The 21941-nt window shown below is 64.3% G+C and carries 21 protein-coding genes; 15 read left to right on the forward strand and 6 right to left on the reverse strand.

Annotated elements, in window-relative coordinates; translation table 11 throughout:
* Nucleotides 1-62 precede the first annotated feature (62 nt).
* The 9 genes from G552_RS0105535 to G552_RS0105575 all read left to right on the forward strand — a co-directional run bounded on the left by G552_RS0105535 (nucleotide 63) and on the right by G552_RS0105575 (nucleotide 10586).
* On the forward strand, nucleotides 63-1013 hold the full coding sequence (locus G552_RS0105535; protein WP_245575125.1) for a deoxyhypusine synthase family protein: 951 nt from the start codon (nucleotides 63-65) through the stop codon (nucleotides 1011-1013).
* A gap of 80 nt (nucleotides 1014-1093) precedes the next feature.
* A complete protein-coding gene (locus G552_RS14810) occupies nucleotides 1094-1909 on the forward strand; it encodes an IclR family transcriptional regulator (RefSeq protein ID WP_051195691.1) in 816 nt (271 codons plus the stop codon).
* Between the two features lie 12 nt (nucleotides 1910-1921).
* The gene (locus G552_RS0105545; protein ID WP_027882136.1) at nucleotides 1922-2893 is read left to right on the forward strand and encodes a TRAP transporter substrate-binding protein; all 972 of its coding nucleotides are present in this window, start codon (nucleotides 1922-1924) and stop codon (nucleotides 2891-2893) included.
* Nucleotides 2894-2899: 6 nt separating this feature from the next.
* A complete protein-coding gene (locus G552_RS0105550; protein WP_027882137.1) occupies nucleotides 2900-3403 on the forward strand; it encodes a TRAP transporter small permease in 504 nt (167 codons plus the stop codon).
* 3 nt (nucleotides 3404-3406) lie between these two features.
* The gene (locus tag G552_RS0105555) at nucleotides 3407-4711 is read left to right on the forward strand and encodes a TRAP transporter large permease (protein WP_027882138.1); all 1305 of its coding nucleotides are present in this window, start codon (nucleotides 3407-3409) and stop codon (nucleotides 4709-4711) included.
* 14 nt (nucleotides 4712-4725) lie between these two features.
* Nucleotides 4726-5478 carry a LamB/YcsF family protein gene (locus G552_RS0105560; protein WP_027882139.1) on the forward strand — a complete coding sequence of 251 codons (753 nt, stop codon included), beginning with the start codon at nucleotides 4726-4728 and terminating at the stop codon, nucleotides 5476-5478.
* A 27-nt stretch (nucleotides 5479-5505) separates the two neighbouring features.
* The gene (pxpB, locus tag G552_RS0105565; RefSeq protein ID WP_027882140.1) at nucleotides 5506-7017 is read left to right on the forward strand and encodes a 5-oxoprolinase subunit PxpB; all 1512 of its coding nucleotides are present in this window, start codon (nucleotides 5506-5508) and stop codon (nucleotides 7015-7017) included.
* Between the two features lie 56 nt (nucleotides 7018-7073).
* Complete coding sequence (locus G552_RS0105570; protein WP_027882141.1) at nucleotides 7074-9857, forward strand: hypothetical protein; 2784 nt, start codon at nucleotides 7074-7076, stop codon at nucleotides 9855-9857.
* A 78-nt stretch (nucleotides 9858-9935) separates the two neighbouring features.
* A complete protein-coding gene (locus tag G552_RS0105575) occupies nucleotides 9936-10586 on the forward strand; it encodes an MIP/aquaporin family protein (RefSeq protein WP_027882142.1) in 651 nt (216 codons plus the stop codon).
* On the opposite strand, the gene G552_RS0105580 is transcribed toward G552_RS0105575, so the two are convergent.
* Nucleotides 10583-11257 carry a uracil-DNA glycosylase gene (locus tag G552_RS0105580; RefSeq protein ID WP_036270320.1) on the reverse strand — a complete coding sequence of 225 codons (675 nt, stop codon included), beginning with the start codon at nucleotides 11255-11257 and terminating at the stop codon, nucleotides 10583-10585. The genes G552_RS0105575 and G552_RS0105580 overlap by 4 nt on opposite strands.
* 130 nt (nucleotides 11258-11387) lie before the next feature.
* Here G552_RS0105580 and G552_RS0105585 point away from each other — a divergent pair, with 130 nt between their 5' ends.
* Together G552_RS0105585 and G552_RS0105590 are read left to right on the forward strand one after the other, a co-directional pair.
* Nucleotides 11388-12827, forward strand: coding sequence for a nitronate monooxygenase (locus G552_RS0105585; RefSeq protein WP_027882144.1), 1440 nt, complete (start codon nucleotides 11388-11390; stop codon nucleotides 12825-12827).
* Between the two features lie 206 nt (nucleotides 12828-13033).
* Nucleotides 13034-13903, forward strand: coding sequence for a VWA domain-containing protein (locus G552_RS0105590; protein WP_245575126.1), 870 nt, complete (start codon nucleotides 13034-13036; stop codon nucleotides 13901-13903).
* Here the strand turns inward: G552_RS0105590 and G552_RS0105595 are convergent.
* A complete protein-coding gene (locus G552_RS0105595; RefSeq protein ID WP_027882146.1) occupies nucleotides 13900-14448 on the reverse strand; it encodes a hypothetical protein in 549 nt (182 codons plus the stop codon). The two genes, G552_RS0105590 and G552_RS0105595, sit on opposite strands and share 4 nt — an antisense overlap.
* Nucleotides 14449-14547: 99 nt before the next feature.
* Here G552_RS0105595 and G552_RS0105600 point away from each other — a divergent pair, with 99 nt between their 5' ends.
* Entirely contained in the window at nucleotides 14548-15738 is a 1191-nt protein-coding gene (locus G552_RS0105600) for a bifunctional folylpolyglutamate synthase/dihydrofolate synthase (protein ID WP_027882147.1), read from the forward strand.
* Here the strand turns inward: G552_RS0105600 and G552_RS0105605 are convergent.
* Nucleotides 15735-17084, reverse strand: a complete 1350-nt coding sequence (locus tag G552_RS0105605; protein ID WP_027882148.1) for an aminotransferase family protein — start codon at nucleotides 17082-17084, stop codon at nucleotides 15735-15737. The genes G552_RS0105600 and G552_RS0105605 overlap by 4 nt on opposite strands.
* A gap of 55 nt (nucleotides 17085-17139) precedes the next feature.
* Between G552_RS0105605 and G552_RS0105610 the strand changes: the two genes are divergently transcribed.
* Nucleotides 17140-18468 (forward strand): MATE family efflux transporter, encoded by a 1329-nt coding sequence (locus tag G552_RS0105610; RefSeq protein WP_245575127.1) that lies wholly within the window; start codon nucleotides 17140-17142, stop codon nucleotides 18466-18468.
* Nucleotides 18469-18526: 58 nt separating this feature from the next.
* Nucleotides 18527-19306, forward strand: a complete 780-nt coding sequence (locus tag G552_RS0105615; protein ID WP_027882150.1) for a PaaX family transcriptional regulator — start codon at nucleotides 18527-18529, stop codon at nucleotides 19304-19306.
* A gap of 13 nt (nucleotides 19307-19319) precedes the next feature.
* Here G552_RS0105615 and G552_RS0105620 read toward each other — a convergent pair whose 3' ends face one another.
* Genes G552_RS0105620 through G552_RS0105630 form a run of 3 tightly spaced genes read right to left on the reverse strand, consistent with a single transcriptional unit; the run spans nucleotide 19320 to nucleotide 21035 of the window.
* On the reverse strand, nucleotides 19320-19922 hold the full coding sequence (locus tag G552_RS0105620; protein ID WP_084640380.1) for an NUDIX hydrolase: 603 nt from the start codon (nucleotides 19920-19922) through the stop codon (nucleotides 19320-19322).
* 11 nt (nucleotides 19923-19933) lie between these two features.
* Nucleotides 19934-20524: a MazG family protein gene (locus G552_RS0105625; protein ID WP_027882152.1), complete on the reverse strand. Its 591-nt coding sequence runs from the start codon at nucleotides 20522-20524 to the stop codon at nucleotides 19934-19936.
* 10 nt (nucleotides 20525-20534) lie between these two features.
* Nucleotides 20535-21035, reverse strand: coding sequence for a hypothetical protein (locus G552_RS0105630; protein WP_027882153.1), 501 nt, complete (start codon nucleotides 21033-21035; stop codon nucleotides 20535-20537).
* Nucleotides 21036-21136: 101 nt separating this feature from the next.
* Here G552_RS0105630 and G552_RS0105635 point away from each other — a divergent pair, with 101 nt between their 5' ends.
* Nucleotides 21137-21754 carry an SCO family protein gene (locus G552_RS0105635; RefSeq protein WP_027882154.1) on the forward strand — a complete coding sequence of 206 codons (618 nt, stop codon included), beginning with the start codon at nucleotides 21137-21139 and terminating at the stop codon, nucleotides 21752-21754.
* The last annotated feature ends 187 nt before the right edge of the window (nucleotides 21755-21941 follow it).

The raw sequence follows: 21941 nt of genomic DNA on the forward strand, positions 1-21941 counted from the left end.
GCCTGTTGGCCCACCCCGCGGGAAAGGAGCACCGCATGTCTCGGGGAGAAATTTCCCAATTTTTGAAACACCATTTCCGCCACTTCAATGCCGCCACCCTGGTCGAGGCTGCTGAAGCCTACCGCGCCCACCTCGAGCAAGGGGGGGTGATGATGGTTACGCTGGCTGGGGCCATGAGCACTGCCGAGCTGGGCCTTTCCCTGGCCGAGATGATCCGGCAGGGCAAAGTACATGCCATCAGCTGTACCGGGGCCAACCTGGAAGAAGACCTCTTCAACCTGGTGGCCCACCACCACTATGAGCGCGTGCCTAACTGGCGCGAGCTTTCTGCCCAGGACGAGCAGCGCCTGCTGGAGCGGCACCTGAACCGGGTCACTGACACCTGCATTCCCGAGATGGAGGCCATGCGCCGCCTCGAGGCCGCCCTTTTGGAGGAGTGGGAGGCTGCCGATGCGGGGGGTGAGCGATACTTTCCCCACGAGTTTCTCTACCGCATCATCCGTTCGGGGAGGCTAAAGCCATACTACCAGATTGACCCCAAGGATAGCTGGGTGGTGGCCGCTGCCGAGAAGAACCTGCCCATTGTGGTGCCGGGCTGGGAGGACTCCACCACCGGCAACATGTATGCTGGCCACTGCCTAAACGGGCGCATCAAAAACGTGCACACCGTGCGTACCGGCATCGAGTACATGATGATGCTGGCCGAGTGGTACTTGAAGACCAGCGCGCAACACCCGGTGGGCTTTTTCCAGATTGGTGGGGGTATTGCAGGTGATTTCCCCATCTGTGTGGTTCCCATGCTGCACCAGGATATGCAGCGCCCCGATGTGCCGGTCTGGGCCTACTTCTGCCAGATTTCCGACTCCACCACCAGCTATGGCTCGTACTCCGGCGCCGTACCGGGCGAGAAGATCACCTGGGGCAAACTGGCGGTGGATACGCCCAAGTTCATGATTGAGTCCGACGCCTCGATTGTGGCCCCGTTGATCTTTGCCTTGGTGCTGGGCTGGTAGGCGGGGTTCCGGCTTGACAGCTAGGAGCCGGGCCTTTACCTTAGCACTTGGGTTCATTGAGTAAACAGGTGGTTCGTTCAATGAAACCAAGTGAAGCTATCCCCACCCTCGAGCGCCCGCTGTACCTCCTGCGCTTCTTCAGCGAGGAACGGCCCTACTGGGGCCTCTCCGAGCTGGCCCGGGCCAGCGGGTGGTCCAAGGCTACCTGCTTGCGCAGCCTGCGGGCTTTGGAAAACCACGGCCTCTTGGTGCGGGAAAATGAGCGCTACCGCCTGGGCACGCGGCTTTTGTACCTGGGGGCCTTGGTGAAGGCGGTCTACCCCGCCCGGCAGACCGCTTTGCCCCTAATGCAGGCCCTGCGCGATGCTACCGGCCAGTCGGTGCAGTGGGTGGTACGCGACGGGCTGGAGGGGGTTTACCTCGAGGTGCTGGAGGCCCGCTCGAGGGTACGGCTCTACATCGCCCCAGGGCGGCGGGCCCCCCTGTATGCTGGGGCCTCCACCCGGCTTTTGCTGGCCTTTGCCCCTAAGGAGGTGCAAGAAGCCGTGCTCTCTGGCGGGCGCAGGGCCTACACCCCGGCCACCCCAACGCTGCGGGCCCATTTGCAAAAGCTGCTGGTTCAGACCCAGCGAACCGGTTTTGCCGCTAGCTTTGGCGAGCTCGAGCCCCACTCTGCCGAGCTGGCCGCCCCGGTACGGGAGGCCCAGGGGGGTGTGGTGGCCGCGTTGAGCCTGGCTGGGGCCGAGGCCCCCTACCGCGAAGGGGGGAGGCTCGAGGACTTCCTCTACCAGCTCGACCAGACCGCCCAGGAGATTTCCCGCCGGCTGGGCTATATCGGCCCCTGGGCTACCCAACCGCGCCGCTTCCTGGAGTTCATCCAGGGGGTTTATAGCTAAAAGGAGGAGGATATGCACAAGAAGACACTCGGCACCCTTGCGATTCTAGCTTTAGCCGGTCTGGGCCTGGCCCAAAACCAGGTCTGGACCATGGCCACCCCATACCCCGACGGCAACTTCCACACCATCAACATCCGGGAGTTCGCCCGCGACGTAGAAGCCGCTACCCAGGGCCGCTTGAGCATCCGGGTCAATAGCGGGGGTTCGTTGCTGCCCCATCCCCAGATTCTGCCGGGGGTGCGCAGTGGCCAGATTCAGATGGGGGAGGTCCTCATCTCGCTCCTTTCCAACGAGAACCCCGTCTTCGACCTGGACACCATTCCCTTCCTGGTCAGCAGCTACGAGGAGGCTCTGCGGCTGTACCAGGTCTCGCGCGGGGAGATTGAGAACTGGCTTTCCCGGCGGGGCATGACCCTGTTGTTCTCGGTGCCCTGGCCTGGCCAGGGGCTGTACACCCGCCAGCCGGTCAACAGCGTGGCCGACCTGCGGGGGGTGCGCTTCCGGGCCTATAACCGTGCCACCGCCCGCATCGCCGAGCTTACGGGAATGGTGCCTACCCAGGTAGAGGCCGCGGATATTCCCCAGGCCTTCGCTACCGGCATCGTGGCAGCTATGATTACCTCTCCCTCTACCGGGGTGGATAGCCAGGCTTGGGACTTTACCCGCTACTTCTACGACCTCAGGGCTTGGATTCCCAAAAACATGGTCTTTGTAAGCCGCCGGGCCCTGGATAGCCTGAGCCCTGCCGACCGGGAAGCGGTGCTGGCCGCAGCCCGCCGGGCTGAGGAGCGCGGCTGGCGGGCCAGCCAGCAGGAGGCCGCCAGCAAGACCGCTATCCTGGCCCAGCGGGGTATGCGGGTACTCCAGCCCAGCCCCCAGCTCACCGCCGACCTCAAAAAGGTGGGCCAGACCATGACCGAGGAGTGGCTCCGTCGGGCTGGAGCGGTGGGGGTCAACATTTACCGGGCCTACCTGGGCCGCTAGGGGGCCATGCGGCGGCTGTTGGATGGGCTTTACCGCCTGGCCGGTGGGCTGGCCGGGCTGTTGGTGGTCTTCATCTTCGTCGTTATCCTAGCCCAGATCGTAGGGCGGCAGCTCGGCTTTGCCGTGCCTTCGGCCAATGAGCTGGCCGGTTTTGCTATGGCCGGGGCCACCTTCCTGGCCCTGGCCCCAACCCTCCGGGCTGGAGGGCACATCCGTGTGGGGGTGCTTCTGGGTCGGCTGGGAGGCCGGGCGCGGTGGGGCCTCGAGCTGGGGGTGGTGGGTCTGTCGCTCCTGGCTTCTGGCTATGCCACCTTTCACCTGGTGCGGCTGGTGCTGGAATCCTACCGCTACGGCGACCTGGCCCCTGGGCTCTTGCCCATGCCCTTGTGGCTTCCGCAAAGCCTGGTGGCCCTGGGTCTGGCCATTTTCACCATCGCCCTGGCCGATGCCCTGGTGGCCTTGCTCCGAGGGGATCTACCGCCTTATCTGGTCCAGGATCGGGGGGAGTAGGCTGTGGAGCTGACCCAGGTAGCCCTTTTCCTAGCCCTGCTATTGCTGCTGCTCTTGGGTGGGGGGGTCTGGATTGCCTTGGCCCTGCTGGGCGTGGGCTGGGCTGGGCTGCAATTCTTCACCCAGACGCCGCCGGGCACCAGTGTAGCCAGCAGCCTGTGGACCTCGGTTTCGAGCTGGTCCCTGGCGGCCTTGCCCATGTTTATCTGGATGGGGGAGATCCTCTACCGAACCCGATTGGCTGCCGATCTTTTCGAAGGGCTGGCCCCCTGGCTGCGCCGCATTCCGGGCCGCTTGTTGCACATCAACGTGCTGGCTTCAGGCCTTTTTGCCGCGGTGATCGGTTCCTCGGCGGCCACCACGGCCACCGTAGGCAAGATTGCCCTACCCGAGCTTCTGAAACGAGGCTACCCTGAGCGGATGGTGCTGGGCTCGCTGGCCGGCTCGGGCACCCTGGGGCTTCTGATCCCTCCCTCGGTGATGATGATCGTCTACGGGGTGGCGGCCGAGGTCTCGGTAGCCCGGCTGTTTATTGCCGGGCTACTCCCGGGGCTTTTGGTGATGCTCTTGTTCATGGGTTGGGTGATGCTTTCTAGCCTGCTGTATGCCCGACAGATGCCCCCAGCCGACCCCCCCCTGCCTCTGGGCCAGCGGCTGCGGGGTCTTTTCAAAATCATGCCGGTGCTGCTTTTGATGGTGGCCGTCATCGGCTCCATCTACGCTGGGCTGGCCACCCCCACCGAGGCAGCCAGCCTGGGGGTGCTGGGGGCTTTGCTCATCGCTATGGCCACCCGCAGCCTGAGCTGGCAGGGGCTGCAGGAAAGCCTGGTGAGCGCGGTGCGCACCAGCAGCATGATCGGCTTCATCCTGGCCGGAGCCGCGGTGCTCTCTATCGCCATGGGCTTTACCGGGATTCCGGCGGCCTTGGCGGCCTGGGTGGGCTCCTTGGGCCTTTCCAAGTACGCCCTCCTGGCCGTGTTGATGTTCTTGTTTCTGCTTTTGGGGGCCTTCCTCGATGGCATCTCCATCATCGTGCTGACCACCTCGGTCATCCTACCTCTGGCCAAAGCGGTGGGTATCGACCTTTTGTGGTTTGGTATCTTTCTGGTGATTGCAGTGGAACTGGCCCAGATTACCCCACCGGTGGGCTTCAACCTGTTCGTGTTGCAGGGGCTTTCGGGTCGGGACATCTTCACCATTGCCCGCGCGGCCCTGCCTTTCCTGTTTATGTTGCTACTGGCGGCGGTGCTGATTACCCTTTTTCCTGAGATTGTAACCTGGTTGCCGCGCACCATGACCCGCGGCTAAGAGGAGACCTGCATATGCAAATCGACATCAACGCCGATGCCGGTGAGTCGTTTGGCCCTTGGAAGCTGGGGCAAGACGAAGCGTTATTCCCCCTTATCAGCTCGGTTAATGTGGCCTGCGGTTTTCATGCGGGCGATCCCCTCACCATTCAGCGTACCCTGAGGTTAGCCCAACAGGCGGGGATCGCCGTGGGGGCCCATCCCGGCTTTCCCGACCGGGTGGGTTTTGGTCGGCGGGAGCTGGCGGCGACGGCGGAAGAGGTATATGCCGATGTGCTCTATCAGGTGGGGGCCCTGGCCGCTTTTCTACGGGTGGCGGGTCTGCCGCTGCACCACGTTAAGCCCCATGGGGCCCTTTACAACCGGGCTACCCGCGATGCGGCTACGGCCCGCGCCATCGCCCAGGCCGTGCGGGACTACGACCCCCAGCTACCGCTGGTGGTGTTGCTAGGTACCCCGCTAGAGCAGGAGGCTCGAGCCCTAGGTTTGCCGGTGGTGCTCGAGGCCTTCCCCGAGCGGGGGTACACCCGGGATGGGCGGCTGGCTCCCCGGGGCACCCCGGGGGCCTGGATTCACGACCCCACCGAGGCTGCCCGGCGGGCGGTGCAGATGGTGCGGGAGGGCCAGGTGGCCGCAGTGGATGGGGGCATGGTGCCGGTCAGGGCCCAGACCCTGTGCATTCACGGCGACAACCCTCAGGCCGTGGCCATCGCCCAGGCGGTACGGGCAGCCCTCGAGGCCGAGGGGGTTTCCATCCGCCCTTTCTAAGGAGCCTAACGAAACCTTGACCTAAACATGCGGCTGGGCTTCTACCTACCTTTTGCCGAAACCCTGGACCCTGCGGCCAATGCCCGCCTGCTGGCCCTAACCCGCCGTCTTCTAGAGCAACCCTTACCAGGGGTGACCGACCTGGTACCGGGGTACGTGAACCTCTACGTGGAGTTCGACGCCCGGCGGGTCTCCCAGGCCCGCGTGGAGCGCTGGTTGGCCCCTTTTTTGCAGGAACTACCCAGCGCAGACCAGGGCCGGTTGGTCGAGGTGCCGGTGCGCTACGACGGGGAAGACCTAGCCTGGGTGGCCCAGGCCACGGGCCTTACCCCAGCGGAGGTCGTGCAGCTACACCAGAAGCCAACCTACCGGGTTTTTGCCACCGGGTTTACCCCAGGCTTCCCCTTCATGGGGCCCCTCGAGCCTCCCCTGCGCTTGCCCCGGCGGGCCTTTCCCCGGCCCCAGGTGTCGGCCCACCAGGTGGCCATTGCGGGCCATCAGACCGGCATCTACCCCCTACCCTCGCCGGGGGGCTGGCACCTTTTGGGCACGGCGTTGGTGCAGGTGTACAACCCCCGTCGCCCAGAACCGTTTTTGCTCGAGGCGGGTGACCGGGTGCGCTTTGTGGCGGCCGAAGGCCCCACCCCACCCTTGCCGGAGAGCCTCGAGCTTCTGCCCGAAAAGCCGCGCCACCCCCTGTTCCGGGTGGAGGCCCCGGGGCTGCTAAGCCTGGTGGTGGATCAGGGGCGCCGGTTAGGGGGGCGGCTGGGCCTGGCTGCAGGAGGGGCGTTGGACGCCCGCTCGGCCCAGCGGGCCAACGCTCTAGTGGGCAACCCGCCGGAAGCGCCGTTGCTCGAGCTCACCCTGGAGGGCCCACAGCTAGAGGTGCTGGCCCCAGGGGTGGCGGCCTTTGCTGGTTACGGTCTGGAGCCTTTGTTGAACGGTGAACCTCTGGCTGCTGGGCAGAGCTTTGCCCTCTGCCGGGGAGATGTGCTGGCTTTCCGCCCCACCGGGGTAGGTGTGCGGGGCTATCTGGCGGTGGCGGGGGGGCTGGAGGTGGGGCGCTTTTGGGGGAGCGCCAGCACCGATCTTCGGGGCCGGATAGGCCGCCCCCTGCGGGCGGGGGATGTCTTGGGCGTAGCCCAGCCCCGTGCAGTGCGGCCGGGCTTTGCCTTGGGCCAGCCTTCGTTGCGGGTGGAAGGCGGGGAGACCGTTCGGCTGCTGCCAGGGCCGCAGGCCAGCCGGGAAGCTCAGCGGGCTTTGTGTGCCGGGCCTTTCACCCTGCAGTCGGGCGACCGCATGGGGCTTCAGCTGGCTGGCCCCCAGGTGCCGGGAGGTGAGGTCATTAGCGAGGCCACCCCGCTGGGCGCCGTACAGATTACCCCCCAGGGCCAGCCTATCGTGCTGCTCCATGACCGGGGCCGCATGGGCGGATATGCCAAGCCAGCCATCGTACACCCGGCCGACCTACCCCGCCTGGCCCAGCTTCGGCCAGGGCAGAAGGTACGCTTTGTGTTCGCGGGTGCAAAACTCTCATGATGGGTACGGGGGATTCCATACAATAGCCCCTTAAGACCGCGCTGTGAGGAAGGCTTATGGACTCCCGTGCCCGAAGTTATTTTCGTTCCCTGTTCAACCTACAGGCTCCCCTTTCCCCAGCCCGTTTTGAAAGTGAACTGGCCAAACGCATCGGCAGCCCCTCGAGGCGGCGGCCCATTGTGAATGCCTGGCGGGCCTACCTGGGGGCTTCGGGGGGCGACCTAGAGGCGGTGCGAAGTTTCTACCAGGCTTTGCTGGGCCATCCGCGGGAGCGCCTGGAGGCTTTGGTCTACGCCATGCACCTGCCCTTTATCGAGTTTTACCTGCGGGAGGTGCCTCCCTTGCTGCCGCCGGAGGGCCGGGTACTGGAGGTGGGTGCTTTTACCGGGGGGTTGGTGGCCCTGTTGCAGCAGGCCCGGCCTGAGTTGGAATGGCACGCTTTGGAAGGGGTGGAGGAGGCCTTGAGTCTGGGACAGGCCCGCACCGCTGGGGTGCAATGGCACCTGGGGTGGTTTGGCCAGGCCCTGCCCCAGGGGCTTCCCCCCATGGATGTGGTTTTGCTGCTTTCTTGTTTGCCCGAGGGGTACCTGGGCGACCTCCCCAGCAACCTAGAGGCCGAGGCTTTTGACCGGCAGTTCCAGTTGGCTCAGCGGCTGCGGGGGCTGGAGGGAGTGCTGCGCCCGGGGGGGCTTTTGCTCTACGGGCACGGCCCCTTTTTGGGTAAGAATACCCAGGCTGCGGCCCAGGTGTTGCGTCGGCTGGGGTTTGAGGACGTGGAACTGCGGGGCGAGGGGGAGTACAGCCTGGTTTATGGGCGGATGCCGGAGGTACTGGCGGAGGTGGCGCTCGAGGTAGAGGTGGCCGAACCACCCCCTCCGCCCCCTCCCCCGGCCCCGGCGCCCCTGCCCAGCCTGGAGGAGGCCTGGGGGTGGTGGGAGGCGCAGAATTACGCCGAGATTCTCCAGCGTATTCCCGAAGGTACCCCCGGTGAGCTGGGTTTCTTACGGGGCCGGGCCCTCTGGGCGCTTTCCCGCTACGAAGAGGCTGAACGGGCCCTAGCCCTGGCCGGCACCCCGGAGGCCGAGGCATTGCGGGTGTTGTGCTGGGCCGAGCTGGAAGACCCCCGGGCCCTTCCCCGCTTGGAGGCCCTAGCCAGCCGTGGGGGCCGCTTTAAGCTGGCTTTGGGCCGGCTTTACCTAAGGCAGAACCGGCTGACCGAGGCCTTGCGCCAGCTCTACGAGTGTGGTCTGCCCGAAGCCGAGGTGTACTTGAAGATGGCCCTCGAGCGCACCGAGGAGCGTATCCGCCGCCTGTGCCGTGAGGGGGATTGGAGCGAGGTCAGCCGACGGGTGGAGTTTATCGAGGATCTGGCCCCTGAGCTTTTGAACCACAACCTGCTGCGCATGGGCCTACAGGCTACCTTGCAGCAAGGGCTGTGGGGCCGGGCAGCCCGCTACGCCCAGCGGCTTTACGTGGCGGGGGAGTCGCACGGGGCGCTGGGCCTGGCCCTGGTGGGCCTTAAGGTGCGGGGGCCAGAGGCTTTGGAGGGGGTGCCGTTGGCCGACTTGAAGGAGGTGGAGCCCTACCTGACCGACGCGGTGGCCCGGGCCGAGGATGCCACGGCTTTGCTGGCCTTGGGCATGCTGCGCCACCGCGAGGGACGGCATGCCGAGGCCGTGCGCTACCTCGAGCGGGCCGTGCGGGGGTTGGTGGCTGAGCCTGCCGGTACGGCCTACCATCTGCTGGCCCTATCCAAACGGGCCTTGGGTTATCCCATGTCCGAGGTGTTGGGCGACCACAAGCGGGCCCATGCCCATCGGGCCTATTCCATCCCAGAGCTTTACCGCTTGGCCCAGGAGGCCCTCGAGGCGGGTGAGGGGGCCATGGCCCGGGAGTTTTTGGGCCGGGTACGCGATGCCGGGCTGGAGCACTTCGAGGCCATTGAGCCGGTGGTGCGTCTGGTCGAGCAGCTCGAGGGTCCCTGGGAGGCTTTCCGCCTGCTGGCCCAGTGGCTGGAGCGCACCCTCGAGCCGCCTTTGGAGCACCTCGAGCTGGCCTACCGCCTCTCTCGCAACTTCTCCCAAAGCAGTGAGGCCGAGAGCGTGCGGGGCCGCTACTTGGCTGCGCTATACAATGCCGGGCAGGCCTTGGGGGCCGAGGGGTTATTGCTGGCGGAGTTGGCCCGCAACCCCGAGGCTTTGGAGGTGCTCTACGACCTGGCCGAACACTACGAGCGCACCGGGGCCTACCAGAAAGCCGCCCAGACCTGGCGCAAGGCCCTGGAAACGGCTTATTACTGGGAAAAGGACCTGGAGCTCTCCCGCGAGATTCTGCGTAACCTGCTCTTCTTGAACCCTACCGACCCTGAGGTGCTGCTTTACCTGGAGGAACTCAAGGCCACCTCCCAGGCCTTGGCCCAGCTCGATGGAGCCCCCGATTCCCTGGCTGGGGTCACCCCCGAGGGCCTGTTGCGCGAGGGGTTACCGCGCTTCCACGGGGAGTATCTGGTGGTGGTGGGGGGGCATACCCAGCTTCGCAGCCGCATGGTGCCCTTGCTGGAGGCCCAGGGCCTGAACGTGGACTGGTTCGATTCCGATAGCCACACTGCTGGGCGGGAGGTTATCCGGCGCATCCAGAACCGGTTGGCCCGGGCCCACGGCTTGCTGATTATTAGCAGCTACGTGGGCCACGATCTTTCCGAACCCGTGCGCCTCGAGGCCGAGAACCTGGGGCTGCCCGTCTACATCACCCCCGGAAGGGCCCGGGGGGCCACCGGCTTTATTCGGGCGGTGACCGAGTTCGCTCCCCAGCTTTTCAAGCAGGCCTTGAAGGGAGGTTAGGGCCAGGGAGGCAGCCTCAATACAACCACCCTGAGGAACACGCGGTGGGATGGTATAAGGTATGGGCGGGAGGCAAATATGAATGTGCGTGCGCTCGTGGCGGAGTTTCTGGGGGTGTTTGCCTTGTGCTTCGTGGGTATTGGCGCTACAGCCGCTACTCAGGGGGCCGATTTGATGGCGGTGGCCCTGGCCCATGGCCTGGCCATCGGGCTTTCGGTGGTGGCTTTGGGGGCGATCTCCGGGGCGCACTTCAACCCGGCGGTCACCTTCGGTCTGCTCATCACCGGGCGCATGACCCTGGCCGGTGCAGCGGGCTACTGGCTGGCCCAGTTTTTGGGCGGGTTGGTGGCGGCCTTTTTCATCGGGGCTTTGTACGGGGGCAGCGCGGTGGCGGAGGGAACCCCGGCGCTGGGGCCCAATCACAGCCCTATCCAGGCCCTCATGATGGAGGTTTTCCTCACCTTTTTTCTGGTCTCGGTGATTTTCGGTTCGGCGGTCTACAACCGCTTTAGCTATGCGGGGCTGGCAATAGGCCTGGCGGTGACCATGGGCATACTGGCCGGAGGGGCGGTCTCGGGTGCGGCGATGAACCCGGCTCGAGTCCTGGGGCCGGCCCTGATGGGCGGGGAGTGGGCAGCCCACTGGGTCTACTGGGTTGGGCCGCTGGTGGGGGCAGGGCTGGCTGCCTTCCTCTACGACTTCCTATACAGCAAGCCAAGGGAAAACTAAAGGCCAGCTAGAGCCTTGGCCCGCTTTAGGATAGCGTCAAACATAGCCGTGGTCAGTTTGCCGGTTTGGGTGTTCTGCCGACTAACGTGGTACGAGCTTAGCAAAACCTGCTGGCCCAAGGGGTACTCGCTGCCGTGGGCAAAGGGGAAGGCCGAGCGGCGTAAGCCCAGATAATCCAACAGGGCCTGGTGGGCTATTTGTCCTAAGGCCAGGTAAACCCGCACCTGGGACAGAAGGGCCAGCTCGAGGCGGGTCCACTCGGCACACCGCTTTATTTCCTCAGGGGCGGGTTTGTTGGCTGGGGGGGCACAGCGCACCGCGGCAGTGATATAGACACCTTGCAGCGCTAGCCCATCCCCCTGGTGGGTGGCCTTAGGCTGATTGGACAAACCAGCCCGGTAAAGCGCAGCATACAGAAACTCGCCCGAGGCATCGCCGGTAAAAGGCCGTCCGGTGCGGTTGGAACCGTGGGCGCCGGGGGCCAGGCCGAAGAGCAGAATCCGGGCCTGGGGGTCGCCGAAACCAGGCACTGGCCTAGCCCAGTAGATCCAATGGCGGTAGGCCGCGCGTTTTTCCTGCCCAACCCGCTCGCGCCAGGCTACCAGCCGGGGGCACTGGCGACAGGAAATTATCTGCTGGTGCAAGGTTTCCAGGGCCGAGAGGGTCTTCACGGCTTCAATCTACTACGCCCGGGTTTTGCTTAGACCGAGTAGAGGTGGCACCAAGCCTCGAGTTCTCACCTTTTTCTCCCGTACAATAGCCCATCGCTCGGCATAGCTTGGCGGTGTAGGAGGTTTATAGATGCAAGCTGTTACAAGTCTGGCCCTACCGCGCGTCATCCAGGGGGGGATGGGGGTGGCGGTCTCCAGCTGGCAACTGGCCCGGACTGTCTCGAGGCTAGGGCAACTGGGGGTGGTCTCTGGAACCGCTATCGACACTGTGATGGTGCGGCGCCTGCAGGACGGTGACCCCGGGGGATGGGTACGCCAGGCCTTGGCTACCTTTCCCTTTCAGCGCTGGGTGGAGCCGGTGCTAGCCCGGTACTTTCAGCCTGAGGGGCGGAAGGGTCGGCCTTACCGACGGATCCCTATGCCGGTGGGCATACCAGGGACAGCCTCGCAGATTCTGCACGTGCTGGGCAGCTACGCCGAGGTATTTTTGGCCAAACAGGGGCACGCTGGGCTGGTGGGCATTAACCTGCTGACCAAGCTGCAACTGCCCACCTTAGGCACCCTGTATGGGGCCATGTTGGCCGGGGTGGATTACGTGCTGATGGGGGCGGGCATTCCCCGGGAAATTCCCGAGGCCCTCGACCGCCTGGCGGCGGGGGAGGCGGCCTCGCTCAAGCTGGAGGTCAGCGGATGGACCCCTGTCGAACCGGCCCGGGTGGTTTTCAACCCCCAGGAGATTGCCGAGGAGGTTCCCACGCTTAAGCGGCCCCACTTTTTGCCCATCATCGCCTCCCACTCGTTGGCTACCCTGTTGGGGCGTAAGGGGGCGGGCAGTGTCCAGGGCTTTGTGATTGAAGGCCCCACCGCGGGGGGGCACAACGCGCCCCCCCGCGGGGCCCCGGTTTTCGACCCGCGGGGCCAGCCGCTTTATGGCGAGCGTGACCGGGTGGATCTGGAGCAAATCAAGGCCCTGGGGCTGCCCTTCTGGTTGGCCGGGGGCACCGGCTCCCCGGAAGCCTTGCAGGGGGCTTTGGCCCAGGGGGCGGCAGGCATCCAGGTGGGTACGCTTTTTGCCTACAGCCGGGAATCAGGCTTTGAGGCTACTCTCAAACAGAGGGTGCTCGAGCAGGCTGCAAAAGGAGAGGGGAGGGTGTTTACCGACCCCAAAGCCTCGCCGACCGGTTTTCCCTTCAAGGTAGCCGAAATAACCGGCACCCTGTGGGAAGAGGCGCTATACCAGAAGCGGGTTCGGGTCTGTGACCTGGGCTATCTGCGGGAGGCCTACCAGACAGCAGAGGGTAAAGTTGGCTTTCGCTGCGCTGCCGAGCCGGTGGAGCAGTACCTGGCCAAGGGGGGCCAGCTTGCCCAAACCCAGGGGCGCAAGTGCTTGTGCAATGCCCTAATGGCCGCAGTGGGGCTAGGTCAGGTGCAGAAAAATGGCGACCTCGAGCGGCCTCTGGTCACCAGCGGCGACGACCTGGAGCGAATAGGGGCTTTTGTGGCCCGTTATGGCCTGAACTATAGCGCCCAGGACGTAGTTGCCTACCTGCTGGGAAGCCCCGTCCCCTGAAGGCCTGGCGCTCGAGTCTGTGGACTAGGTCGTTTGTGTAGATTTTTTGAAGAACAACCGTAAAGCAGCCTACCTTTGCCGGTGCAGGTTGCGGGCAAACTCAGGTTATATCGCCAGGCCAGGGGAAGGGTATGGGGTTTCAGTTTCCGTTCGGGTTGGCACTGCTTTTGTTGCTCCCGCTTTTGGGTTGGTTTTATTGGCGCAGGGTGCAGCAAGGTAGGGGTAGCGCCCACGTGCTTTACCCCCATCTTTCTGCCCTGACCGCTTTGGCCGAATCACCTTGGAGGCGCCACCTGAGCGCAGGGCTGTATGGCCTGGCCCTAGCCTTGGCCCTGCTGGCCCTGGCCCGCCCCCAGGCCACCATTCCTGTCCCGGATGCCCAGGCCGTGGTGATTGTGACCATCGATGTCAGCCTGTCCATGCGGGCCCAGGACATCCAGCCCAGCCGCCTCGAGGCGGCCCAGCGGGAGGCCCAGAACTTTGTGCGGGCTCTGCCCGATAGCATCAAGGTGGGGCTGGTGAGCTTTGCTGGTTATGCCGTCTTAGAGGTGGAGCCTACCACTGACCACGGGCGCGTGATCGAGCAGATTGGGCTTTTGCAGATGGCCCGCCGCACTGCCATCGGCGATGGCCTGCTGGAAAGCCTTAAGGCCATACCGGTAGACCAGAACAACAAGCCTTTGGGGCCTTCCACGGTGGTGTTGCTTTCAGATGGCCGGAGCAATACCGGCATAGACCCTCTCGACGTGACCCCCTTCGCCCGGGACATGGGGGTGGTGGTGCATACCATTGGGCTGGGGCGGCGGGATGGCTCGAGCCAGGCCGACGCGTTTGGGGGCTGGGGCTACTGGATGCAGTTTGACGAGGAAACCCTGCGGGCCATTGCCGAGTCCACTGGGGGCCAGTACTACGCCGCCGAATCGGCTGAGGCCCTGCGGCAGGCCTACCGCAACCTGGGGCGGGTGATAGGCTGGAGGCCCCAACAAACCGAGGTGAGCGGCCTGTTTGGCCTGGCGGCGGGGTTAGTGTTGGCCTCGAGCCTGCTGGTGGCCAACCTGCGGCGCAGGGTGTTCTAGACCCGGGTGTACAGGGTTAGCCAAAGCCGCTTTTCCTGTAGCTCGAGGCGTTCTACCTGGGTTCGTGGCCTATCCACCAGTCCCAGAGCCTGTAGGGCTGGGGAGAGGGGAAGCTTTTGCAGCAGAGGGTTTAGGTAAAGCCAGAGTTCCAGGTTTCTGCCCAGCTCCAGCAAGCCGGGAAGGCGCCGGTTGGCCTGGGCTACTAAAGCGGCAAGCACCTTGCCAGGAAGCAGGTTGAGCACCGGAGCGCCGCGAAAGCCAGTGAAAAGGAGCTGTTCTACCCGCAGGTGCAGGGCCTGTTTTTCTGGCAAAAAGCCCAGGGCCTGGAGGGCTAGCTGCAGGCAGGGGCCACTGGCAAAACGTAGCTCCAGCCACAAGCGGTTGGCTTCCAGGGTAAAACCCCGCACCTGGCCTTGCTCTAAGCGGCCCAAAGGAAAGCGTAAAAGCTGAAGGGGTAGGCTGACCTGGGCGAGCTGTTGCTGCGACCAGGCCTGTAGTAAGGCTTGGTCAAGCTCGAGCTCCAGGCGGGCTTGTAAAAGTGCCATGGTTTCATTATGCCGGTACGGTTAGACTGGGGGCATGGGGCTTTGTGCCGTTTGGCTAGGGAGTACAGGGCAAAGGGCCTTGGGGTGGGTGAGACCGGTATGACCTATCCAGAAGCCGTGGCCTGGTTGTACGCCCAAAGCCGCGCCGGAGCCCCACGGGGGCTTTCGCGGGTGCAGGAGGTGTTGGGCTACCTGGGCCATCCGGAGAGGGCTTTTCCCGCAATACACGTTATCGGCACCAACGGCAAAGGCAGCGTAGTGGCCTATCTGGAGGCGGCTTTGCGGGCTGTCCCGCAGCGCTACGGGGCCACCACCAGCCCCCACCTGGTGGATTTTGCTGAACGCATCCGCACGCATCTGGGCTTTATTCCCCAGGCTGAGGTGGTGCGTTTTGTGGAGTGGGCCCGACGGCAGTCCTTCCGCGAGCCGGTGGCCTTCTTCGACCTGACCACCGCCCTGGCTTTCCAGCATTTTGCGGCGCAGAGGGTGGCCCTGGCTGTAGTAGAGGCCGGGGTGGGCGGGGCCTTGGACGCCACCCAGGTTCTGCCCGATGTGCAGGTGACGATTCTCACCAATATAGGGGAGGACCATCTGGAGACCCTGGGCGGTTCGCTCGAGGGGGTAGCGCGGGACAAAGCCGGGGCCATCCGGTCTGGTGTGCCGGTGGTTACGGGAGCCGAGGGGGTGGGGCTAGAGATCATCCGCCAGATTGCTCTAGAGCGCAAAGCCCCCCTTTATGTCCTGGCCGAGGGTGGCCCTTTGTTCGCCCTGCCAACCGAGCCTTCTTTGTTGGGCCGGTTTCAGCGGCAAAACGCCCGGCTGGCCGCGGCGGCCTTGCGCCTGCTGGGCTATAGCGAGGCGGCGGTGGCCGCGGGTTTATCTACAGCCGTGCACCCCGGGCGGATGCACCCCCTGCTGTACCGGGGGGTACAGGTGGTGCTGGATGGCGCCCACAACCCCCCGGCGGTTCGGGCTTTAGCCGAGGAGTTTCCGGCGTTTCACCTGGTTTTCGGGGCTTTTCCCCGCAAAGACTACCCCGCCATGCTGCACACCCTTAGGCCCAAGGCCCGTAGCCTGCGCTACACCCAGGCGGCCACAGGGGCTCTTTCGGCTGAGGCTTTGCAGCAGGTCTACCCAGCACCTTACTTCGCCGACCCCCTCGAGGCCCTGGCGGATGCTGCCCATCTGGCCCAGCGCGATGGTCAGCCCGTTCTGGTCACAGGTTCTTTGTACCTGGTAGGCGCGCTGCTCGAGCGGCTAGGGGTGTGGGCTTTGCCCCAGTGTCCCTAACCCAGCACTTCCTGTAGGGTTTCGCCTAGGGCGTTCACCAGCTCGTCTACCTCCGCCTCGGTGATGACCAGAGGAGGGGCCAGGGCAAAGCCGGTGTCGTTGCAGCGCACAATAACCCCCTTACGCCGGCTCGTCTCCATCAGGCGTTGGCCGATCGCCCAGTGGGGCTCGAAGGTTTTCTTGCTGGCCTTGTCCTCCACCACCTCTACCAGGGCCATCAGACCCTTGCCCCGCACGTTGCCCACGTGGGGGTGGGCCTCGAGCTGGCCCAGCCCGCGCAAAAGCTGGGCACCCCGTTCGGCGGCATTGAGCCAGAGTTGCTCGCGCTCGATGATCTCGATGTTGGCCAGGGCCACCGCACAGGCCACCGGATGCCCTGAGTAGGTAAAGCCGTGCATGAACATCCGGTCGGGGGCGGCGATGGCCTCGTAGATAGGCCGGCTGACGCCCACCCCGCCGAGCGGCACGTAGCCCGAGGTGATGCCCTTGGCGAAGGTGGTGATGTCGGCCTGGAAGCCGTAGGTCTCCTGGGCGAACATTTGGCCAGTGCGGCCAAAGCCCGTGATCACCTCGTCGGCAATTAGCAAAATGTTGTGCTTCTTCAGGATGGGCCCGATGGCCTGCCAGTAGCCCTCGGGGGGCGGCACCACCCCACCGGCACCCTGCACCGGCTCGCCAATAAAGGCTGCGATGGTCTCGGCCCCTTCCCGGGCAATCAGCTCCTCGAGCTCCCTGGCCAGCATGGCCACAAACTCAGGCTCCGAAAGCCCGGGGTTGTTGCGGTAGGCATGGGGGGCGCTCAGGTACAAAAACCCCGGCGGCAGGGGGCCAAAATCGGCGTGGTAGGCCGGGACGCCGGTAGCGGCCAGGGCCCCCATAGCGATGCCGTGGTAAGCCATACGGCGGGAGATGATCTTAGTTTTTTCCGGCTGGCCCGACAAAGCCCAGTAGTAGCGGGCAATCTTGATGGCGGTCTCGTTGGACTCGGCCCCGCCCGAGGTGAACTGGAAGTGGGAGTGGTGCGGTAGTAGCTGGTGCATCTTGGCGGCCAGCTCGATGGCCGGAGGGGTGGCCAGCCCGAAGAAGGTGGGCTGGAAGGCCAGGCGGGCCATCTGCTCGCGGGCCACCTCGGCTAGCTCGGTGCGCCCGTGGCCCACGTTCACGTTCCACAGCCCGGCAAAGCCATCGATGTACCAGCGGCCTTCGCTGTCGCGCACTTTAGAACCTTTGCCCTCGACCAGCACCAGCGGGCCGGCCTGCCGGTGGCGGTGCAGGTTGGTTACAGGGTGCAGGTGGTGGGCAATGTCTTGCTCGATGAGCTGCTCGGTATTCCAGTCCAGGGTCATAGATGCCCCTGATTCTATGGAGGGGAATACCCGCTTGCATAGTATGCTGGCCTTTGTGCCTGCCGATAGGCGTGAGATATTCAAAATCGCCTTGCCCGTGAGCCTCGAGTCCACCGTGCAGCTGGCTTTGGGGCTGGTCAACCAGATTATTGTGGGGGCTTTGGGAACGGCCACCATTGCGGCAGTGGGGCTGGCCAACAATACCCTGTTTATAGGGGTTCTGTGCCTGAACACCCTGGGGGCCGGGTGTGCCATCCTGGCCAGCCGGGCCCGCGGACGGGGGGATGGAGCCGCCATTGCCCGTATCGTGAGCTTTTTTGTGGTCTTTTCCCTAGGGTTGTCGCTGGCCTTGGCCCTGCCGCTGGCCCTGGGGGCCTCGGCGTTTTTAGAGCTGTTGCGCGCCAAGCCTGAGATTTCCGCCATCGGCGGCCCCTACCTTTCCCTGGTGGCGCTGTCCTTGCCCCTGATTACCCTCAGCGTGGTGGCCAGCGCGGCTTTCCGCAGCATGGGTCGGGCTCGAGTGCCTATGCTGGTCACCATCCCCAGTGTGGCCCTGATACCAGTGCTGTCGTGGCTGTTGGTGTTCCCCCTGGGGATGGGTGCGGCAGGGGCGGCCTGGGCCGCCCTGCTGGCCCAGGGGTTACGGGCCTTGCTGCTCTTGGGGCTGCTCTTTGCTAGCCGCTGGGGGCTTCGCTGGGCCTGGCCCACACTGGCCCAGGCCCGCAGCCTGCTGGCCCAAGCGGTGCCGCTGGTTTTTCCCCTCTTCATCACCGAGATTGTCTTCAGCGGGGGGGTGTTTTTGTTCGCCCTGCTGTTCGAGCGTCTGGGTACCCAGGAGCTGGCCGTCTTCCAGATTGTGAGCAACCTCGAGATGGTCTTCATCACCGCCTCGGCGGGGCTGCACTACGCCGCCACGGTGCTGGTGGCCCAGGCCATCGGGCGGGCCGATGCCCCGGGGGTCTGGGGGGTTTCGCGGCTGATCTGGCGCATGGGCCTGCTCTCGGCAGGGCTGTTCGGGCTGGGTATGGCCCTGTTCGCCTTTGCGCTACCCCTGCTCTACCCCAACACCACCCCCCAGGTGCAAGAGTGGGCCTTCTGGGCGGTACTGCTCAACGCCCTATTCCAGCCGATCAAGGTCTCCAACTTCATCTTCTTCGGCATCCTGGCCAGTGGGGGCGATACCCGCTTCCTGCTTGTATCCGACTTTGTAACGGTGTTTGTGGTGGGGCTGCCTTTGGCCTGGTGGCTGGCTTTTCCGTTAGAGATGGGGCTTTGGGGCGTGTTTCTGGGGCGCCTACTGGGTGAGGAGGTCTCGAGGGTGGCCCTGTTCTGGCTACGTTACCGTGGGGGGCACTGGTTCCGGGTGGCCCCCGCCACCGGCTGAACCCGGGTCAGACGCTTTTCGGTTTGGATGGGCAAAAAACGTACTATACTAGAGGCCGATGCGGGCCCGCTCCTACCTGTTTACCCTCTACATGGAGTACCTCTACCCGGAGAACCGGGCCTGGGTGGGCGACCTGATCCGCTGGATGGAGCTATTGGGCTTCAGCGAACCGGCGGTGCGGGCGGCGGTCTCGCGCAGCGTCAAGCGGGGCTGGATTATCCCCGAAAAAGAGGGGCGCAAAGCCTTCTACCGGCTTTCTCCCCGGGTGGCCTGGCAGGTCGAGCGGGTGCGGGAGCGCCTGTATGGCTATGGAGCCCCCTGGGACGGGCGGTGGCGTATCCTGATCTATGCCGTTCCCGAGACCAAGCGCACCGTGCGCGACCGCTTCCGCAACGAGCTAATTTTGCTGGGTTTCGGCACGCCGGCGCCGGGGGTCTGGGTCAGTCCTAATGCCTCCCTCGAGGCCGCCCGCGACCTGGTGGGCTTTTACGGTCTGCAAAACTACGTGGAGCTTTTTCAGGCCGAGCGCTTTTCCAACACCCCAGCCCTGAAGCTCATCGAAAAAGCCTTCAACCTGGAGGCAGCCCAGGCCCGCTACCGCGCGTTTTTGGCCCAGAAGCAGGGCCAGCCGCAAAACGCCGAGGAGGCCTTTGTGCGCCTGACCCACATGATCCACCAGGCCCGCAAAAACCTCTTTCTCGACCCCGGCCTGCCCCCCGAACTCACCCCGCCGGGCTTTTTGGGCGCTCGAGCCAAGGAGCAGTTTTTGCAGCTCTACCATCAACTGTCCAAGAAAGCCAAGCCCCTGTTTTCCTCAGGGGTGGTGGCTGCGGATTAGCCTGGCTGCTCCATCAGCGCCATACTGCGCGGATACGTTCGAGGAAGTCGTGCAGGATGTTGCCGGTCACGCCCCAGATATCGTAGCTGCGCCAGGGGTAGTGCCAGACTTTGCGCCGTAGCTGGCCCTCTAGCGTGGAAAACTCTCCCGCTAAACCGGGAGGAAAAAGGTTGCCTGGAGGTGGGATGCGTTCCTCGGCGTAGGCTGGGGCGCTGAGCAACTCCTCAATGGGCACCCACAACAACTCCCCGACCTCGAGGGGGTTGGGGGTCAGATGAGGTTCACCTAGAATCTGCCCCAGCAAGGGAAATACCCGAAAGCCAAAAGGGGAGAGGGTGGGGTCGAGAGGGCCCAGGACTTCTACCTGATGGGGAGGTAGGCCCACTTCCTCCCAGGCTTCGCGCAAGGCGGCTTCCTCGGCGCTTTCGCCGTTGTCGAAGCGCCCGCCTGGAAAGCTGATCTGGGCCGCGTGGTGGGGCAGGCTGGCACTGCGTACGGTGAATAGGAGTTTGCCTTCCCAAACCGGCAGCAGCACCGCCGCGTCGGTGAAGCCCCGGGGCAAGGGAAGTTCTTTGGGGGGCCGGGCTACAGCCGCTTGCAAAATCTCCCGTCTCACCAAACCTCCTACTAAAGGCATTCTTGCTCGCACCGCTCGCGCAGCAAAACCTCCGGGCTTACCTTCTCTCGGCGGCATAAAGCCACTAGCCGCCATAAGGCTTCGCCTAGATCGCCTTGCTGCAGGGCCTCCATAACCTCGGCCTCGCTCGTGGGGGGGGTGCTCAGCTTCTTCTGCAGCTCGCTGGCCCGGGCCAGGGCTCCCAGGCTGCGGGGCACCTCGTCGCAGGGGGAACGCTCGGCCTTGCCTTCGGCAGCCTTGATGGCCCTCCAATTGGCCGCTACCGCCTCAGGGGTGTCGGCCTGAACGTCGCCAAAGACGTGGGGGTGACGCCGAATGAGCTTTTCTACGATGTGCTGCTCGATTTCGGCGTAACTGAAGGTGCCCGCTTCTTCAGCAATGACCGCGTGGAAAGCCACCTGCAACAGTACATCCCCCAGCTCCTCGGCCATCTCCTTTGGCTGGCCTCGGCTTATGGCGTCCACCGCCTCGGCGGCCTCCTCGAGCAGGTAGGGCCTGAGGCTCTGGTGGGTCTGGGCTTTGTCCCAGGGGCAACCCCCAGGGCCGCGCAGGCGGCGCATGACCTCGAGCAATCGTTCCATGTCTTATAGCCTAGCGGGTTTTGTGCGGGCCATTGGGCAGGTTTTTCAGCAAGCCCCACAGCAAGAGCCCTCCGGCCAGAGAAGAGCCCACCAGGATCAGGCTCAGAGGATCGGCGGGGACAGGCTCACCTAGGGCTAGGCCCTGTGGGCTGGGGTAGGGCAGACCGGTGGTGCGGGTTAGTAAAAACAGCATGAGCAAAATCCCTACCAGCCAGACCCCGCCGCGGTAGGTGGGGCCCTCCATGTTGGCGGGCATTTCAATCAGACGGGCCAGCAAGAGGAAGCCGCCGTACATGAGCTGGAACCCCAGGAGCATCATGAACACCAGGGCGTACCAAAATCCTGCTCCTTGCAGGCCTAAGGGGGTCTCATTGCCGAAAAGCTCGCCGCACAGCCCTCCCCCTAGGATGCTCTGGCCAAACCCCAGCATCTGCAGGAAGAAGGGCAGGATGAGCAAAGCAGCAGCCCAGCGGGCTTGGGGGTGGGCAAAGGCGGGTTGATGCTCGTTCATATCCCCCATATCATGCCGGAAAGCTGGTGCGGTAATGTGTAATGGCCAGAGGGGACATCTGCCCATGGGACTTTGTCCTACTCTGGTCAGAGGTGTTGCCCATGCCCCGTCGAGTTTTGTGGATAGTCCTTCTGGTTGGCCTGCCCTTTCTGCTGGCCCTAGCTGCCTTTTCCCTGATGCGGGATACCTACCAGCCTTATGGAACGCGCCTTTTGAAGGCTCGCCCCCTCGAGGCCAACCAGTTCACCCTAACCGCCCACGATGGCTCGAGCAAGCGCCTCTCCGACTTTCAAGGCAAGGTGGTGCTGATCTTTTTTGGCTTCGTCAGCTGTCCCGACGTCTGCCCTACCACGTTGCTCGAACTCAGTAAGGTCTACAAAGCCCTTAGCCCAAGCGAGCAATCCCGGGTGCAGGTTTTGCTTATCACGGTGGACCCCGAGCGGGATACCCCCGAGATGCTGCAAAAGTACGTCACCTTTTTTAGCCCCACCTTTCTGGGCCTGACCGGTACCCCAGAACAGATTGCCGAGGTGGCCAAAAAGTACGGGGTTTTCTACCAAAAATCGGCCATCAAGTCGCCTACTGAGTACAACGTGGATCACACCGCCACCGTCTTTGCCCTCGACCCCCAGGGCCGGCTGCGCCTGATCTACGGCAACGGCAAGGTGGCCGAGACAGAGCGGGTGGTCAAAGATGTACGCTGGCTCTTGCGGGATTGAGCGGTAGCCTTTGGGGGTAAGGTGAGGCCCTGCTAGGGCTAGGTAAGGGGTGTCCATGCCCATTTGCACCGCCATCTTGCGCCCCTGCCCCTGAACCTGGACAAACACATGTGAGACTCTAAGCTGGGATAAAAAGAGGGGAACCAACCAAGAAAGGAGGTTCCCCAGGTGCAGTTTACCACCGTTG

Origin of the sequence: Meiothermus rufus DSM 22234, assembly GCF_000423425.1 — a bacterium.
In the GTDB taxonomy this organism is placed as follows: domain Bacteria; phylum Deinococcota; class Deinococci; order Deinococcales; family Thermaceae; genus Meiothermus; species Meiothermus rufus.